Source organism: Cloacibacterium rupense, from assembly GCF_014645495.1.
GTDB classification, from domain to species: Bacteria; Bacteroidota; Bacteroidia; order Flavobacteriales; family Weeksellaceae; genus Cloacibacterium; species Cloacibacterium rupense.
Genome location: NZ_BMLV01000006.1, coordinates 209,703 through 225,397 on the forward strand (window position 1 = coordinate 209,703; position 15,695 = coordinate 225,397).

General features: G+C 31.0%; 19 protein-coding genes. 7 read left to right on the forward strand and 12 right to left on the reverse strand.

What is annotated here, in order from left to right:
• The 3 genes from IEW40_RS12795 to IEW40_RS12805 are packed head-to-tail and all read left to right on the forward strand — an operon-like array spanning position 1 to position 2,023.
• Positions 1-567 carry a 1-acyl-sn-glycerol-3-phosphate acyltransferase gene (locus tag IEW40_RS12795; RefSeq protein WP_188618569.1) on the forward strand — a complete coding sequence of 189 codons (567 nt, stop codon included), beginning with the start codon at positions 1-3 and terminating at the stop codon, positions 565-567.
• 56 nt (positions 568-623) lie between these two features.
• On the forward strand, positions 624-1,049 hold the full coding sequence (locus IEW40_RS12800) for a PaaI family thioesterase (RefSeq protein ID WP_188618501.1): 426 nt from the start codon (positions 624-626) through the stop codon (positions 1,047-1,049).
• Complete coding sequence (locus IEW40_RS12805) at positions 1,049-2,023, forward strand: chorismate-binding protein (protein ID WP_188618502.1); 975 nt, start codon at positions 1,049-1,051, stop codon at positions 2,021-2,023. The genes IEW40_RS12800 and IEW40_RS12805 overlap by 1 nt, the downstream gene beginning before the upstream one ends.
• 5 nt (positions 2,024-2,028) lie before the next feature.
• On the opposite strand, the gene IEW40_RS12810 is transcribed toward IEW40_RS12805, so the two are convergent.
• From IEW40_RS12810 to IEW40_RS12865, 12 genes are all read right to left on the reverse strand, one after another.
• Positions 2,029-2,223: a hypothetical protein gene (locus tag IEW40_RS12810; RefSeq protein ID WP_188618503.1), complete on the reverse strand. Its 195-nt coding sequence runs from the start codon at positions 2,221-2,223 to the stop codon at positions 2,029-2,031.
• A gap of 36 nt (positions 2,224-2,259) precedes the next feature.
• A complete protein-coding gene (locus IEW40_RS12815) occupies positions 2,260-2,856 on the reverse strand; it encodes a MarC family protein (RefSeq protein ID WP_373283810.1) in 597 nt (198 codons plus the stop codon).
• A 43-nt stretch (positions 2,857-2,899) separates the two neighbouring features.
• Positions 2,900-4,624: a BatD family protein gene (locus IEW40_RS12820; RefSeq protein WP_188618504.1), complete on the reverse strand. Its 1,725-nt coding sequence runs from the start codon at positions 4,622-4,624 to the stop codon at positions 2,900-2,902.
• Positions 4,625-4,627: 3 nt separating this feature from the next.
• Entirely contained in the window at positions 4,628-5,404 is a 777-nt protein-coding gene (locus tag IEW40_RS12825; RefSeq protein WP_188618505.1) for a tetratricopeptide repeat protein, read from the reverse strand.
• 124 nt (positions 5,405-5,528) lie between these two features.
• Positions 5,529-6,536, reverse strand: a complete 1,008-nt coding sequence (locus IEW40_RS12830; protein ID WP_188618506.1) for a vWA domain-containing protein — start codon at positions 6,534-6,536, stop codon at positions 5,529-5,531.
• An 11-nt stretch (positions 6,537-6,547) separates the two neighbouring features.
• On the reverse strand, positions 6,548-7,531 hold the full coding sequence (locus IEW40_RS12835; protein ID WP_188618507.1) for a VWA domain-containing protein: 984 nt from the start codon (positions 7,529-7,531) through the stop codon (positions 6,548-6,550).
• A gap of 1 nt (position 7,532) precedes the next feature.
• A complete protein-coding gene (locus IEW40_RS12840; protein WP_188618508.1) occupies positions 7,533-8,444 on the reverse strand; it encodes a BatD family protein in 912 nt (303 codons plus the stop codon).
• Between the two features lie 9 nt (positions 8,445-8,453).
• Complete coding sequence (locus IEW40_RS12845) at positions 8,454-9,440, reverse strand: virulence RhuM family protein/type II toxin-antitoxin system death-on-curing family toxin (protein WP_188618509.1); 987 nt, start codon at positions 9,438-9,440, stop codon at positions 8,454-8,456.
• 25 nt (positions 9,441-9,465) lie between these two features.
• Positions 9,466-10,329 (reverse strand): DUF58 domain-containing protein, encoded by an 864-nt coding sequence (locus IEW40_RS12850; RefSeq protein WP_188618510.1) that lies wholly within the window; start codon positions 10,327-10,329, stop codon positions 9,466-9,468.
• Entirely contained in the window at positions 10,320-10,514 is a 195-nt protein-coding gene (locus IEW40_RS12855) for a hypothetical protein (RefSeq protein WP_188618511.1), read from the reverse strand. The genes IEW40_RS12850 and IEW40_RS12855 overlap by 10 nt, the downstream gene beginning before the upstream one ends.
• 56 nt (positions 10,515-10,570) lie before the next feature.
• A complete protein-coding gene (locus IEW40_RS12860) occupies positions 10,571-11,173 on the reverse strand; it encodes a hypothetical protein (protein ID WP_188618512.1) in 603 nt (200 codons plus the stop codon).
• A 36-nt stretch (positions 11,174-11,209) separates the two neighbouring features.
• Complete coding sequence (locus IEW40_RS12865) at positions 11,210-12,214, reverse strand: AAA family ATPase (protein ID WP_188618513.1); 1,005 nt, start codon at positions 12,212-12,214, stop codon at positions 11,210-11,212.
• A gap of 276 nt (positions 12,215-12,490) precedes the next feature.
• Here IEW40_RS12865 and IEW40_RS12870 point away from each other — a divergent pair, with 276 nt between their 5' ends.
• The 4 genes from IEW40_RS12870 (at position 12,491) to IEW40_RS12885 (ending at position 15,631) form a co-directional block, all read left to right on the forward strand.
• A complete protein-coding gene (locus tag IEW40_RS12870) occupies positions 12,491-12,961 on the forward strand; it encodes a DinB family protein (protein ID WP_188618514.1) in 471 nt (156 codons plus the stop codon).
• Positions 12,962-13,243: 282 nt separating this feature from the next.
• Positions 13,244-13,972, forward strand: coding sequence for a 23S rRNA (guanosine(2251)-2'-O)-methyltransferase RlmB (rlmB, locus tag IEW40_RS12875; protein WP_262891262.1), 729 nt, complete (start codon positions 13,244-13,246; stop codon positions 13,970-13,972).
• Between the two features lie 368 nt (positions 13,973-14,340).
• Entirely contained in the window at positions 14,341-15,393 is a 1,053-nt protein-coding gene (locus IEW40_RS12880; RefSeq protein ID WP_229663453.1) for a DUF6263 family protein, read from the forward strand.
• A gap of 4 nt (positions 15,394-15,397) precedes the next feature.
• The gene (locus IEW40_RS12885; protein ID WP_229663454.1) at positions 15,398-15,631 is read left to right on the forward strand and encodes a hypothetical protein; all 234 of its coding nucleotides are present in this window, start codon (positions 15,398-15,400) and stop codon (positions 15,629-15,631) included.
• Positions 15,632-15,695 lie beyond the last annotated feature (64 nt).

Sequence of the window (15,695 nt, forward strand, 5' to 3'; positions counted from 1 at the left end):
ATCAAAAAAATCATTGCAAAATTTGTTCTTTGGGTTTGGGGTTGGAAAATTGTTTTAGAAGGCCCTGCGAGCAATTTAGACCGTTGTATATTAGTAGTAGCACCACATACGGCGAATGAAGAATATATCTTAGGAAATCTTGCCTATTGGGTTCTTGACAAAAAGCTAAAAGTGATAATAAAAGATGCACACACCAAGGCTTGGTACGGATTTATCATCAAAGGACTTGGTGGAATAGGCATTGATCGTTCGCAGAGAAATAATTTAGTGAAATTTGTGGTTGATGAATTTAAGAAAGATGATTTTTCTCTAGTTATCACTCCTGAAGGAACCAGAAGTTGGGTGCCAAAATGGAGAAAAGGTTTTTATAATATGGCAATGGAAGCCAAAGTCCCAATTGTCTTAGCAGCAGGTGATTTCAAACACAAAACAATGTATCTTGGTAAGAAAATTTCAGTAGAAGAATTAGAAACAAGAAGTTTCGAAAGCATTATGCAAGAATTAGAAGAGTATTATAAAAAAATATCTGCCAAATATCCTGAAAAATGGAATCCTAAGATTTATTAGAATTTAGAAACTGCAGATTAATTTTAGAATCTTAATTTTTGAATTTTTAATTGATTATGACAAACACAGAAAAATTGACTTTACTTAATCAATGGAACAAAGACACTCTAATGGAAACTCTAAAAATCGTTTTCACAGAGTTAGGAGACGATTATCTGGTAGGAACAATGCCTGTGAACTCAAGAGTACATCAACCATTGAAAATGTTACATGGTGGTGCTAGTATTGCTTTTGCTGAAAGTTTAGGTTCTTGCTTATCAAACATTTTAGTTATTCCTGATGGTAAGGCTGCTATAGGTACTTCTATTAATGCCAACCATCTAAAAAGTAAAACTGAAGGAATAGTAACTGGAACTGCAAAAATCAAAAGAAAAGGTCAGACCTTACATTTTTTAGAAATTGAAATAAAAGACGAAAAAGCCAGTCTTATTTGCCATTGTACCATGACAAACATGGTTATTAATCATACCATAGAAAAGTAATGAAATTCATTTGCAGATTACCCTTTGCAGAAAATTTCATTTCTGCAAATCTTCAAAATTCTGGTGAAAATTTAGTAGAATTTACTAGTTTTTTAGGGGACAAAAAGCTAGAAATTAAAACACAAAGTTTAGAAACTTTAGATGCAAATGATTTTGAATTTTTTTTTAAAGAAACTCTCTCATTACCTGAGTCTAAAGGCCTAGAAAATTTCCCAAATCACGAAAATTACCTTCAAGAATTAGAAAAAGCCATAGAAACAATCAGAGAAAACTCTCTCGCCAAATTGGTGATTTCTAGGCCTATAAAAAAAGAAATATCTAATTTAAACCTTGAAGCTTCATTTAAGAATATTTGTGAAAAATATAACAACACACTCTCTTATCTCTTGATTACCGATGATGAAATTTGGATGGGAGCTACCCCTGAAATTTTAGGAAAATTCAATAAAAAATCGGGAAATTTTTTCACTATGAGTTTGGCTGGAACTTTACCCCTTAACGAAGAATGGAGTGACAAAGAAATAGAAGAGCAAAAACCTGTAAGTGATTATATTTTAGACAAACTAAAGCGGTTTTCTAGTGAAGTAAAAGTTTCTGAAACCTACACACATACCAGCGGAAATATAAAACACTTAAGAACCGATTTCTCAGCAGAGTTAGAAATAGAAAATCTAGAAAATCTAATCAAAGAACTGCACCCTACTCCTGCCGTTTGTGGTATACCTAAAAATTTCTGTAAACAAAAAATCATGGAGATAGAAAATTACAACAGAGAGTTCTATGCAGGATATATAAAAATAGAAACTGAAGAAGACATCTATTATTTCGTAAATTTAAGGTGTGCCAAAATCTTCAACAATTGTATCATAGCATTTGCTGGAGGAGGTATCACCACAAAGAGTAATCTAGAAAAGGAATGGCAAGAAACAGAACTTAAATCTCAGGCCATTCTAAATCATCTTATCTATAATTAGAAATTTTACTTTTTCTCAGATAATTTTCTCCATGTATTCATTACAAAAGTAACCAAAAGGCCTACAATTGCGGCTACTATAGAAAATAAAAACTTATTATTTTCTTGATGTAAAATCCCCAGATTCCAATCTACAGCATATATATTAATGGCAATAAATAGAATGAATAATACTAAAAAAACTTTATAAAAGGTTGTCATAATGAATACTTTTTGAGATTTAAAATTTTAATGCTTTTAAAAATGAACATAATTAGAAAATAACTGGGCAAAATTAGCAGTAAATAATTTAATAGAAATAGCTAAAAGAATAATTCCGAAAACTTTTTTTAGAATCATTAGAGACGCATCACCTATTTTTTCTTCAATGAAATTAGCAGATTTCAAAACGATATATACTAATATAGTATTAAGTAAAATCCCTAAAATAATATTCACTACATGAAACTCTGCTCTTAGTGAGAGTGTAGTAGTCAGGGTTCCTGCACCTGCAACCAAAGGAAAAGCAATAGGAACAATAGATGCTGCTTTTACATTTTCAACTTTGTGAATTTCTATTCCCAAAATCATTTCTAATGCGATAATAAAAATAACTAACGCCCCTGCTATGGCAAATGAGTTGACATCTATCCCAATAAATTTCAGCATTTTATCTCCTAAGAAAAGAAACACAATCATCAATCCACCAGATACTATAGAAGCCCTTTCAGAATCTATGTGTCCGAATTGTTTTCTAAGGCTTACAATAATAGGCACTGAACCTAGAATGTCTATTACCGCAAATAAAACCATAAAACTGGTCATTGTTTCTTTTATAGAAAAAGCTTCAAGCATAATTATTTTTTATTAATTCTGCAAAAATATGAATAATTTTTTATTAATTCACAATTTCAGAATAAATCTTAATAATACGATCATATAGCTCATCTATATGCTCTTGGTCATGTATTGGAGCGTACTTTTCTATCGACATTAATCTTTGAAGGTCTTTAAATTCCTCTAGAAATTGCCTTCCTTGGGTATTTTGTAAAAAAGTTTTGAGATTTACTTTATTCCTATTTTCAACATACAATTCTACATCGTGATGTAGTTCTTCATAAATTTTAAAGAATTCTGAAAAATCATTGTTGTTTTTTATAGTTTTCAAATATTCAAAATGAACAGAAAAATCAGATTTCATTTCTTTTTTTAATTTTTCTTCTTCCTCAGCTATTGTTGTAATAGGCTTCAATGGTAGATCTGCCAATTCTGCTTTCTGTCTTCTTTTATTAATAATATAATATAATATGAATGCACCACCCAAAAATAGTGCTAAGTTTAATAATAAATTAATCCAATTGAATGAATAACTCATAGAGTTACTCTTCTTCTCCACTACAGGAAGCGGGACTGTTTCTATTACATTTTTAGTATAATCATCTACAACGTCTAGTGTAGACTTTTGCTCAGCAATTTGTTCAGGGGTTAAGACATCTAATTTTAAGGTTCTAATTCCTAAGTCTATGTATTTTTTCAGAATAGGATCAAAGAAAGAAAAACGCTCTAAATCTATAGAAATTTGACCTTCTTTTTTAGGAATTAAAATATAGTTAGCCGCAACTACTCCTTTTACTCCATTCTTATTGGTCATTAATTTAGTAGTAATTTTAGGTTTAAAAAAACTATACTCTGCAGACTCTATAAGTTTTGGTAGTTTTTCTACGTCTAGATTTCCTTGTCCTGCAATTTTCACTAAAACATTGATTGGCTTATTTATTTCAACTTTTTGTAGCTTATTTAGAGTTTGGATACTTACATCAAAATTACCTACGGCATTTTTAAAACCTTCTGGCGAACCTTCTGGTAAATTTTTAACACTGAGTTTTACTTTATTAGATACAATTTTATTCAAATCTGAATTTTTAACCATAGCAGAGACAGGCTCTATTTCTACATTACCTGCTTTTTCTGGAAAAATAACAAAAGTTGCAATCACTTGTGAAGAGTATTCTCCTTCTTCCTCGGTTTCAATATCTAATTTCTTGTAACTGATAGGTCTTATAACCGCATTTTCCTGAGTCGAAAATTTTATATTTTCTAATTTCCTAAAATTATCAAAATTCTTACTATAGGCTCTTAAAACAGCTATTGTAGGTTGGTTTTCATAGACAGTTTTGTCTTCTACTTCTAGATTTAAAAATACATCTTTGGCTAGATAATCTGCCTCTACATTTTTAAAATTTTCTTTTATATTAATATCAAATGGTTCTGATTTATATATTTTCCCATTCACGGTAAGCAATGCTGAACCTATCTTTACCTTACCTGAAACTTTTGGCATTAAGTAGAATTGGTAAACAATTTGATTAACTCTTATTCCTCTTTTTTGGTCGATAAATGTGTTTTGTTCTGAAGCATTACCTACTACATCGAATTTTGACATGTCCATCAACTGCAAAGGAGTTTGCTGAATCATATTTTCACCCACAACTTCTTGTACTATGGTAAGAACTATAGGTTCATTCATTTTAGCATCCTTCACATTTACATCTGTCATAAGGGTAACTTGTCCGTAAGAAATTACGGAAAAAAGAAGATAGAATATGTATTGTAAATTCTTCATCTGTTACCAATCTTTTTCATTGCTTTCGGGGATTGAATAAGCATTTTTGTTAAGCAACTTTCTAGCTGTTTCCTTTTCCTGATTAGCACTTCTTTCTAGGATTAATTTTTGTAAATCTTTAGGAATTTTATTTTCCAGATTCTGTGGACTATTTTTTTCAGATTGATTGGGCAATTTCCCTTGGTTACCTATTCCTTTTTTTTGGTTTCCTTGGTTACCACTTTCTTGATTTTTAGAAGTATTATTTTTATCAGTTTGGTCTTTATTATCTCCTTCTTTATTAGATTGATCTTGGTTTTTTTGTTCTTGGTTATTTTGGTTATTCTGCTGCTGCTTATTTTCTTTTTGGTCTTTTTTCTTTTTGGCAATCTGCAAATTCTTTAGAATCGCTTTATTATTTGGATCATATTTCAAGGCATTTTTATAAGAATTTACGGCTTGCTCTGTATTGCCATTTTGCAGATAAGTGTTTCCTAAATTATACAATGAAGCTGCTTTTTCGTCTGGATTATTGGTAAGTTTCTGCGCTTTCTGGTATTCTGCAGCTGCTTGGTCGTACATTTTATTCTTATAGAGAGAATTTCCCAAATTGTAATGAGCTCCGAAATCATTGTTCTTTTGTTTTACGGCATCCATAAATACAGAAGAGGCTTCGTCATATTTTCTCTTGTCGAAGCTACGGTTACCTTTGTAGATTAAGGTGTTAAAAGTTTCTTGGGCGTACACGCTCAATACCCCAAGAAAAAGAAACATAATATATGTAATATACTTTTTCAACATCTGTCGTACAAAAATATTGCTTTAAATGTTAAGAACGATAGTATTAAATGTTAAATTAATGATAAAAAAATACATTTACAAATTGAGAAATATTATCAATTAAAATTTAGCTTTAAGATTAATGTTAAACATTTAAATCTCTTTTTGGATTAAAGAGAAAAATAAGCACAAATAAAAACATAGAAAGTCCCAAAAACCATTGATAATAATGTACAGCTGATTGAGTATTTATTATAGCCTGCGCGCTACCTTTCTGATTTTGTAAAGCGTTTACCGTTTTTGAAACAGAATCCATTAGATTATTGCCATCTAAATATTCACCACCTGTATCATAAGCTAAGGCCATTAAGGCTTCCGTTTGTCTTTTGGTAATAACGGTTTCACCACTGACATCTGTTTTATACCCCATCAATTGACCATAAATATACATTGGAATTGGGGCACCATCTTCTGTGCCTATTCCTATGGTATTGATAATAATTCCTTGGTCATTTGCTTCTTTTATAGCACTTTTTTCATTTCCTTCATTATCTTCACCATCACTAATCAAAACTATTTTTCTAGACCCTTTGGGAATATTTTTAAATTTTTCAGTGGCTGTTTCTATTGCTTTTAGAAAATCTGTCCCTTGCCTTCTGACAATACTTGTTTCTATAGCATCTATATAAGTATCTGCTGCGGTATAATCAGTTGTAATAGGCATGATAGACTGTGCTTCTCCTGCAAAAACCACAATTCCTACTTTATCATCTTTCATTTGCAACAAACAATTCTTCAATATATTTTTAGCTTGTTGCAATCTAGATGGTTCTATATCCTCAGCATTCATAGAATTAGAAACATCTAAAACAAAAATTACAGAATTTACTTTTTGTTGCACCTTCATTTCTTCTTTTCCGCTCAAGAAATCTACCATTGCCAAAATCAAAAATAAAAAACCTAATAAATACAAAGCAGGAAATATCTTTGAAAAAGTAGTATCTTTTGAATAAAGTGCTGAGTGAAATTTATTTTCTGCAAAGATATTCTTTCTTTGCTTTTTCCATTTCTTAAAATCAAAAATAAGAATTGCTACTACAGGTAAAAGTAGCAATAAAAAGAGATACCAATAATTTCCTAAACTAAACTCCATGCTCTTTATACTTAATTAAAAATTCTAAAAAATCTCCATCTCATTACAGCATCAATCAATAAAAACAACAAAGAAATCCAAAGAAAAACTCTGAAATATTCATCATAATTATATATTTTATCGCTTTTAATTTTTGATTTTTCTAGTGAATCTATTTCATTATAAATATTCTTCAAGCTTTCGTTAGTCGTGGCTCTGTAATATTTACCGCCCGTAATATTGGCAATCTCAGAAAGTGTAGCTTCGTCTATTTCTACTTTTTGTTCTTCAAAACTAATTCCAAAAACATCAATTACCGGAAAAAGTGCATAACCATTAGTTCCTATTCCTATATTATAAACTTTAATGCCATAACCTTTGGCTAATTCGCCAGCAATTTGTGGAGGCATAGCATTGGGTACGGTATTTACACCATCAGTCATCAGAATTATGATTTTATTTTTAGACTTGCTATTTTTAAGGTGATTTACTGCTACAGAAAGCCCTTCACCTATGGCAGTTCCAGACAAATCTAAACTAGGGTTAATTTCATTAATTTCGTCTAAAATGACTTGATGATCAGAAGTGAGCGGAACCTTAGTAATAGCTTCTCCCCAATATTCTACCAAACCGATTCTGTCTGATGTTCTTTTCTTAACAAAATCTTTAGCTATCCCTTTCAGTGCTGTAATTCTATCAGGTTCTAAATCTTTTGCCAACATACTTGGCGAAATATCTACCGCCAAAAATATATCTACCCCTTTTTTTTCGTCTCGGTCTTCAATTATTGTAAAAGTTCTTGGTCTAGAAATAGCTAAGATAAAACCTGAAAGTATGATATATTTGCTAATAGTAAGGAATTTCTGAACCAGACTGAAATTGCCTGCAACCATCATGTTTTTTGTAGTAGGGACATTAATTCCCTGCTTTTTTTTCTTCACAAAATCTCTGATGACCAAAGGAATGAAAAGTAAAAAAAGTGCTAAAAAATAAGGATTGTGAAATTCAAAATTCATGTTAATGGACTTCTCTTAAATGTTCTGCTTCTATATCTACTGTCGAGCGTTCTACAAAATCATAGATTTCTCTGAAATCTTTCTCCATCAATTCTTTGGTTGGGAAAGTTTTAGCAAATTTCACCAAATCTCCTCTCAAAAATATTTCCTCTACTACTTTTTCGTTTTCCGAAGAAATTTTATTGGTATGTTTCATCAAGTCTATCAAATCATCTGTCAACAAAACATCTGCAGGAATATGATATTGCTGAGTGAGAAATGCTCTGGTAATGTCTATTAATTCTACATAAAACAATCTATAATTACCATTTTCTGCATATCTTTTCTTTTCGAGATTTTTCAATTCAAGTAATGTTTTATGAATCGGAAATTCCTCCTTTCTATTTCTACGAAAAACTCCATTTTTAAACATTCCTAAAAACACAAAAAGTAGAGCAATAACCACTAATGCACCCATGAAATGCCATTTAAAAGTCTCCCAATAATCTTTCCAACCAAGTTCTACTTCTTTATTATTCATAATATCATTAGGTTGATCGTCTGCATTTACAGGATTATAAACCGATACTTCATAAGGAATAGTTTTCAATACCTCTCCATTAATAGAGAATTCTAGAGGTGGAATTGTAAATTTGCCCTCATCAAAAATTTGAAACTCTATTGTTCTGCTGTAATTGTCAAAAGTTTTAGAAATATCATCTTTTGTTTCTTCAAAATGAAAAGGCAACAATTCATTTTTAGGCATCGAAATCACATCTCTACCCTTTAGATTATTTACAGATACTCTAAACGTAACCTTTTCTCCTAAAGCAATTTTGTCTTTAGAAAGATTAGAAGAAAGTGTCTGCCCAAAAGCCAAAACACTCAATAAGAAAAAGAAAAATATTTTTATTTTTTTTGAAATCTTCTTCATTTAATTCAATCAATTATTTTTATTAATAAGATTAACTATTACTTTTTGCATCATATCTTTTTCTTCAGATTTACTTTCCGCAATCATTAAAGTAAGTGCAACTAACGTATTATTTTCTATTAATTTTTGTCCGTTTTTTTTATATAAAATTTTATTTTTTTCTAAAAACCAAAGAAATAAAAATGCTGCAATTCTTTTATTTCCGTCAGAAAAAGAATGATTTTTCACTACCAAATAAAGGAACATCGCCGCTTTTTCTTCAATACTTGGATAGAGTTCTTTTCCGTCAAAAGTTTGATAGATTGTATTTACAGAGCTTTTAAATGAACTATCTTTCTCATTTCCAAATAATTGACTTGCATTGAATTTCTTTTTCAAATCTTGAATAACTTGTGAAGCATTCTCATAATTTATTCTAAATTCATCTTCTTTATCAGTAGTTTTTTCGACTTCTAAAACTTGGTTATCATATTTATCGAGTGTATCTAAACCATAACTAAAATCTTTGATTATTCTCAATAAATTTTGTGTTTCATCTACTGAAACAGATTTATTCTCAATAGATTTTGATAAAATCTCGAGCATTGAACTCAAATTTTGCAACTGAATTTGTGTAGCATTTTCTTTAATTGCAAAACCTTGTGTTAAATATCTTTTGAGAACTGAATTTGCCCAAATCCTAAATTGCGTTCCTCTTTGAGATTTCACTCTGTAACCTACGGAAATTATGACATCTAAATTGTAGTATTCAATTTCTCTTAAAACCTCTCTATTACCTTCTTTTTGAACTGTTGCATTTTTTGCAACAGTTGAATTTAATTCTAATTCTCCTTCTTTATAAATATTTCTGATGTGTCTTGAAACAACAGATTTGTCCCTATCAAATAAATTACACATTTGATTTAAAGTAAGCCAAACAGTTTCCTCTTCCATTCTTACATCTATGGAAGTTTCACCATCTTTGGTTTCGTATATAATGATTTCGCCTTTGTTCATTTAATAAAATAATTACCGCAAAAATCTACTTTTTCTGAAAATAATTATACAAAACTCTGGTATAATCATCTTCTGCTTTCACTTCTACAAAACTTGCAGAACTTTTCTCAAAAGATTCTTTTATATCTCTTATTTTTTGTTTCTGCGCTTCAGCATAATTGTATCGCCATCTTTGGTTAGAAGTATTCACCCAAATTTGTTTACCCGTTTCTACATCTCTGAAAAAAGCGTAACCAACATCGGGAATTTCATTATCTTTTTCATCAAAAATCCTTAAACCTAACAATTGATGCTTTTTAGAAGCGATTTTCAATAATTTATCATCAAAATCATCTACAAAATCCGAAAACAAAAACGCCAAAGATTTCTTCTTAAAAACGTGCATCATATATTCTAAAGCTGCATCTATATTAGTTTCTGTTTCTACATAATCAGCCGTCAAAATCGTAGATATTATGGCTAAAATATGTTTTCTTCCTTTTTGTGGTGGAATTACTTTATATACTTTATCTGCAAATAAAATCAGTCCCACTTTATCATTATTTCCTGCCGCCGAAAATCCTAAACTCGCCGAAATTTCTGCCACCAATTCTCGTTTCAGTTGAATTTTAGTCCCATAATTCATAGAAGCGGAAATATCTACCAAAATCATCATCGTGAGTTCACGTTCTTCTTCCATTACTTTTACGTAAGGCTCTTTGAAACGCGCGGTTTTATTCCAATCAATTCTACGGATATCATCGCCAAATTGATATGGACGAACCTCCGAAAAAGTCATACCTTGACCTTTAAAAGCACTGTGATATTGCCCCATCAAAGTATTCTCCGTTCTTTTTCTAGTACGGATTTCTATCTGTTTTACTTTTTTTACAATATCTTTTATTTGCACTTTTTAGAGTTATTTTTTTCTTTCTTAATAGATTCTTCTGTTATTGATTTTAATGTAAATTTATCATAAGCCATAACATCAAAAATTTTTGACTGTCCAGTCAATAACCATTTTTTGTAAATGAGTTTTCCGTTCATATACAAATAAAGTTCGTTATTTTCTGTTACTTTTTTAAAGATTGACATTTTTACGGTGCTTAATTTTTTTCTACAGACATTGCATTTCTACGGAACAAAAAATCTTAATCTAACTTACCTATTAATTCCTTAAAATATTTGGTTTCAATCAAAAAATCTAATGGGTGTTCTGGATTCACAACAAATTCTTTACCTTCTATAAAATACCTTCTTCTATCATTTAATCCAAAGCAATATTGATAATTAAATTTTTCTAGGTTCAAACATTTTTTAGAAACAGAATCATTTTTAATATTTACAAAATTTTTAGAATTTTTTGTCCTCTTCAATTCATTTTTAAGATTATCCAACCCATATAAATCAACTAAAATTTTCAATTTTAAAGAATCAGACTTATAACAATCACCCCCAAAATTGCAATTTTTTATGTTATCAATATTTTCTAATGCAATGGAATATTGCTTGTTTTGAGAATAAACTTGAGCAAGTAAAAAATTAATTTTCCAGTTTACAGATGCATAAGCATTTCCACAAAAACCATAATCATCATCTTTTGCATCATCTAAAAGGTCAATTGCCTTATCAAGTTTCCTATTAGACTTTAGTAATCTTTCTGCTTTAGCAATTTTATGATAGCCTTCATTTTGTGCATTCACAAAATAAAAAACACAAAAAACAAAACCTAAAAAAACTATTTTCTTGAACATTTTATAAATTTTCAACTTTCAATTATCAATTTTCAATTACGGAGCAGAAACTTTCCCCAAAATTTTATCTACAATGGCGTCTGCATCTACATCTTCTGCTTCCGCTTCGAAACTGAGACCAATTCTGTGGCGGAGAACATCTTTTGCAATCGCTTTTACATCTTCAGGAATTACAAAAGCTCTTCCTTTCAAAAATGCAAATGCTCGTGAAGCAATCGCTAAATTGATAGAAGCTCTTGGAGAAGCTCCGAAACTGATGTAATTTTTCAGTTCAGAAAGTCCATATTTTTCAGGAAATCTGGTTGCAAAAACCATATCGAGAATGTATTTTTCAATCTTTTCGTCAAGATAAATTTGATTGATGATTTTCTTAGCTTCTACAATTTGTTCCAAAGAAATCACTGGTTTAATCTGCGGAATTTCAGAAGTAGAAACCATTCTCATCACTTGTCTTTCATCTTCAAATTCTGGATAATCTATTTTACATTTCAGCATAAAACGATCGGTTTGTGCTTCAGGTAAAAGATAAGTACCTTCTTGGTCTATAGGATTTTGCGTTGCCAAAACCAAAAAAGGAGTTGGCAATTTCATCGTTTCATCACCAATGGTTACTTGTTTTTCTTGCATCACTTCTAGCAATGCAGATTGCACTTTTGCAGGCGCACGATTAATTTCGTCTGCCAAAACAAAATTCGCAAAAACAGGACCTTTTTTAATGGAAAAATCGTTTTCTTTCACATTATAAATCTGCGTGCCAATAACGTCTGCAGGCAATAAATCTGGTGTAAACTGAATTCTAGAAAACTCACCGTGAACCGCTTCTGAAAGGGTTTTTATCGCCAAAGTTTTTGCCAAACCTGGCACTCCTTCCAATAAAACATGACCATTGCCTAATAAACCTATCAAAAGTCTGTCAACCATATATTCTTGCCCGATAATTGCTCTATTGATTTCCTTTTTCAATAAAGAAAAGTAAACATTTTGTTCTTTTACTTTTTCTGTAAGTTGTTTAATATCTTCCGCTTGATTAAGTTCTTGCATAATTTTAGAAAAATTAGACTGTAAATTTCACTATTTTCAAGGAATTTACAACACTATTAATACCAATTTTTGGTTAAAGTTTGTTAAAAATAGCTGGAAGTCGGAAGTTGGAGGTTAGAAGATAAAAATACAACATTAAAAACACTAAAAAACAACAGTATTAAAACACTGAATTTCAATAATTTAAAGTCATATAAAAACTTTAAGAATAATTTATCAAAATCTTCCAACTTCCATACAATTTCAGTATTTTTGGAGATTAAAATTTAAATACAGATGAATACTCATTTTCAAAATCATAGAGCAGTAAGAAAAAACTTATTAAAAATATTGCAAGGCACTCCTCATAAAGATTTAATGACCATTCCTGATGGTTTTAACAATAACATTTACTGGAATATTGCACACTGTGTAGCCACTCAGCAATTGCTTTGCTATTACCTTAGCGGAAATGCTTTTAGAATAGATAAATACTGGGTTGACACCTACAAAAAGGGAACTTTACCCAACCTAAATGTTTCTGAATCTGAAATTGAAGATTTAGGATTTCTTTTGATAGAAACTTCTAAAATATTGATGAAAGATTATGATGATGATTTCTTTACAGACTACACCGCTTATTCTACAAGTTTCGGAATTGATTTGAAAAATATTCAAGACGCCATTATCTTCAATAACATGCACGAAAGTTTACATTTCGGTTATGTAATGGCACAAAAGAGAGCTTTGGCTGGAGAAATGTTCTAAAAAAGTCAGAAGTCGGATGTCAGAAGTCAGAAGTTGAAAAAGCGACTGGTTTTGCTTTTTAAGAGCAAAAGGTTTTTCGCAAATTAAGTATAATTAAAAAAGAAGTTCCGTAGGAACGACACAAATAGAATTCAAATTTAAAAAATTAAAAGATTGGGAGAATTCAATAAAAAATATAACTCGGGAGAAAAAAGAAATTTTGCACCAAAAAATTTCGATAGAAAACCACGTTTTGACAATAGAAATTCGGAAAACGAACCTAGAAACGAAAAAGAAGATTTCATCTTCGGGTTAAGACCTGTGATGGAAGCAATAGAAGCAGGAAAAACCATCGACAAAATCTTTGTACAAGGTGGTTTACAAGGTGATATTTATGCTGACCTGAAAAAATTACTAAAAAAGCACAATATTCGTCCGAATACAGTTCCTATTGAAAAACTGAACCGTTTTACCAGAAAAAATCATCAAGGTGTTGTAGCATTTATCTCGGAAATTTCGTTTTATAAAATTGAGGATTTGTTGCCACAGATTTTTGAGGAAGGCAAAGTTCCGTTTTTGTTGATTTTAGACAGATTGACAGACGTAAGAAATTTCGGTGCAATTGCTAGAACCGCAGAATGTGTAGGAATAGATGCGATTGTAATTCCTGATAAAGGTGCTGCTCCTATCAATTCTGATGCGATTAAAACTTCGGCGGGAGCTTTGTATAATGTAAAAATTTGTAAAGAAAATAATTTGGCTCACGTGGTAGATTTTCTTCAACAATCGGGCGTTACGGTTTTCGCAGCAACTGAAAAAGCAGAAAAAATGATTTATGATTCCGATTTTTCTGAACCTTGCGCCATTGTAATGGGAAATGAAGAAACCGGAATTTCTAAAGAAGTAATGCACCACGCAGACGAAAAAATAAAATTACCTATCACCGGCAAAACTCAATCTCTGAACGTTTCTGTTGCTTGTGGAGCGATTCTTTATGAAGCGGTGAGACAGAAATTAGTGGGGAAATTGTAGAATGGGAGAGTTGGAGAATTAGAAAAAAATTTTGGCGTTCCGTAGGAATGCAATGGGTGTAAAAATTAAAATTTCCTATTTTTAGGTGGCTCCGTAGAGCTTGTCCCGAATTTCGGGAAGCCGAATGTTATAAACAAAAATATTGTAAAATCTTCAAGTGAAGAACTGAAACGTGAATTATAGCCCTGATTGCAGTGGAAATCCTTTTTCTTTGGTGTAGGAACGCGCCATGAGGCGCGTTCGGAAATGGAAAAGAAAAAGATTGTAACGGAAAGCAGGACTGAAAGTGAAAAAAATTGAGAAACGAGTGCTTCTAATTAATAAATAGCTTCGTTACTCGTAAAATCAATAAAATTTAAATTAAAATAATGAAAAAAATTACAGCAATTGCGCTGCTTTCGATAGCAATAATTTCTTGTAAAAAAGAAACACAAACCGTAACTAAAGTTGACCCAAAAACAGGAAAAACCATCACCGTAGAAGTGCCTGCAGAAGAAAAAGAAACTGTAAAAATGGAAAACCCTGCCATAAAAGATTCTTTGGGTGTTTATTATGCCAGTTTCAAACTAGAAAAAGGCAAAACCTACCCATTTATCACTTACCAAAGAGATACACAAACGATGTCTGATGGAAATAAATCGATGACCGGAACCAATGAGTCTACAGATGAAATGACTTTTACTGTAAATGCTGTAGATGATAAAGGAAATTACGACCTGACCATGAATTTAGTCGGCAAAAAAATGTCTGCTACTTCACAAGGAAAAACCCAAAGCATTGACACTAAAGGTAGTGCACCAGCAGACTCACAACAAAAATTTATGTGGGAAATCCAAAAAGCACAGGTAGGAAACAGCCTGAAAATGAAAATGGATAAAACAGGGAAAATAACCTCTATTACAGGTTTTGAACCGGTTTATCAAAAAATAAATAAAGCAGCTTCCGGCATTATAAAAGATGCTTCACAAACTAAAAGTTTCATGGATGGTTTTAAACAAAGTTTTAATGAAAAATCATTGAAAGAACAGTTTGGAAAAAACATTACAATATTCCCAATAAAAGGTGCAAAAATAGGACAAAGTTGGACTGAAACCGAAAATTTAACTCCTGACGGAAGCATTAAAATCTCTACTACTTACACCCTTACAAAAGTGGAAAACGGAATTGCAGAAATCGCAGTAAAAGGAGGAATCCCTAGAAAAGCAAAATCTGAATCTAAAAACGGAATGTCACACTCTGTAAGCTTAGAAGGAAATCAAAACGGAACCATTAGAATAGACACTAATACAGGTTGGATCTTGGGTTCTAAACTGAATATGAAAACTACAGAAAAAGAAAGTCTTTCTGACGGTAAACAAAGTCAAACATTGAGCAAAACCTCTAATTCTCTGGTTTCAATCAACCCAAGTTATAAATTTTAAGAAAATGTCTGTTATCAAATATTTAATTGAAATTGTTTTAGCAACTATTATTATTTTCTTCGTTTGGAATATCTTGAAGAGAATATTTTTCAATGCTTTTTATAAAAACTTCCCTCAATTTAATCCTAAAAACCAACAGAACCCTCGAACTACTTCTCAAAATAAATCCATCAAAGAAAAAGTGAATTGGGACGCAGAAACGGTAGATTACGAAGAAGTGAAAGAAGAAGAAAAATAAATAGAAAATTAGAAGTTGCAGAGCAACGAACGAAATTATAACCTCGGAATTTATTCCGAGAAAA

Excerpts from the sequence above, each read along its gene's own strand:
- IEW40_RS12800 (WP_188618501.1), top strand. The coding sequence starts at position 624 with ATGACAAACACAGAAAAATTGACTTTACTTAATCAATGGAACAAAGAC.
- IEW40_RS12805 (WP_188618502.1), top strand. The coding sequence starts at position 1,049 with ATGAAATTCATTTGCAGATTACCCTTTGCAGAAAATTTCATTTCTGCA.
- IEW40_RS12810 (WP_188618503.1), bottom strand. The coding sequence starts at position 2,223 with ATGACAACCTTTTATAAAGTTTTTTTAGTATTATTCATTCTATTTATT.
- IEW40_RS12815 (WP_373283810.1), bottom strand. The coding sequence starts at position 2,856 with ATGCTTGAAGCTTTTTCTATAAAAGAAACAATGACCAGTTTTATGGTT.
- IEW40_RS12820 (WP_188618504.1), bottom strand. The coding sequence starts at position 4,624 with ATGAAGAATTTACAATACATATTCTATCTTCTTTTTTCCGTAATTTCT.
- IEW40_RS12825 (WP_188618505.1), bottom strand. The coding sequence starts at position 5,404 with ATGTTGAAAAAGTATATTACATATATTATGTTTCTTTTTCTTGGGGTA.
- IEW40_RS12830 (WP_188618506.1), bottom strand. The coding sequence starts at position 6,536 with ATGGAGTTTAGTTTAGGAAATTATTGGTATCTCTTTTTATTGCTACTT.
- IEW40_RS12835 (WP_188618507.1), bottom strand. The coding sequence starts at position 7,531 with ATGAATTTTGAATTTCACAATCCTTATTTTTTAGCACTTTTTTTACTT.
- IEW40_RS12840 (WP_188618508.1), bottom strand. The coding sequence starts at position 8,444 with ATGAAGAAGATTTCAAAAAAAATAAAAATATTTTTCTTTTTCTTATTG.
- IEW40_RS12845 (WP_188618509.1), bottom strand. The coding sequence starts at position 9,440 with ATGAACAAAGGCGAAATCATTATATACGAAACCAAAGATGGTGAAACT.
- IEW40_RS12855 (WP_188618511.1), bottom strand. The coding sequence starts at position 10,514 with ATGTCAATCTTTAAAAAAGTAACAGAAAATAACGAACTTTATTTGTAT.
- IEW40_RS12860 (WP_188618512.1), bottom strand. The coding sequence starts at position 11,173 with ATGTTCAAGAAAATAGTTTTTTTAGGTTTTGTTTTTTGTGTTTTTTAT.
- IEW40_RS12865 (WP_188618513.1), bottom strand. The coding sequence starts at position 12,214 with ATGCAAGAACTTAATCAAGCGGAAGATATTAAACAACTTACAGAAAAA.
- IEW40_RS12870 (WP_188618514.1), top strand. The coding sequence starts at position 12,491 with ATGAATACTCATTTTCAAAATCATAGAGCAGTAAGAAAAAACTTATTA.
- IEW40_RS12880 (WP_229663453.1), top strand. The coding sequence starts at position 14,341 with ATGAAAAAAATTACAGCAATTGCGCTGCTTTCGATAGCAATAATTTCT.
- IEW40_RS12885 (WP_229663454.1), top strand. The coding sequence starts at position 15,398 with ATGTCTGTTATCAAATATTTAATTGAAATTGTTTTAGCAACTATTATT.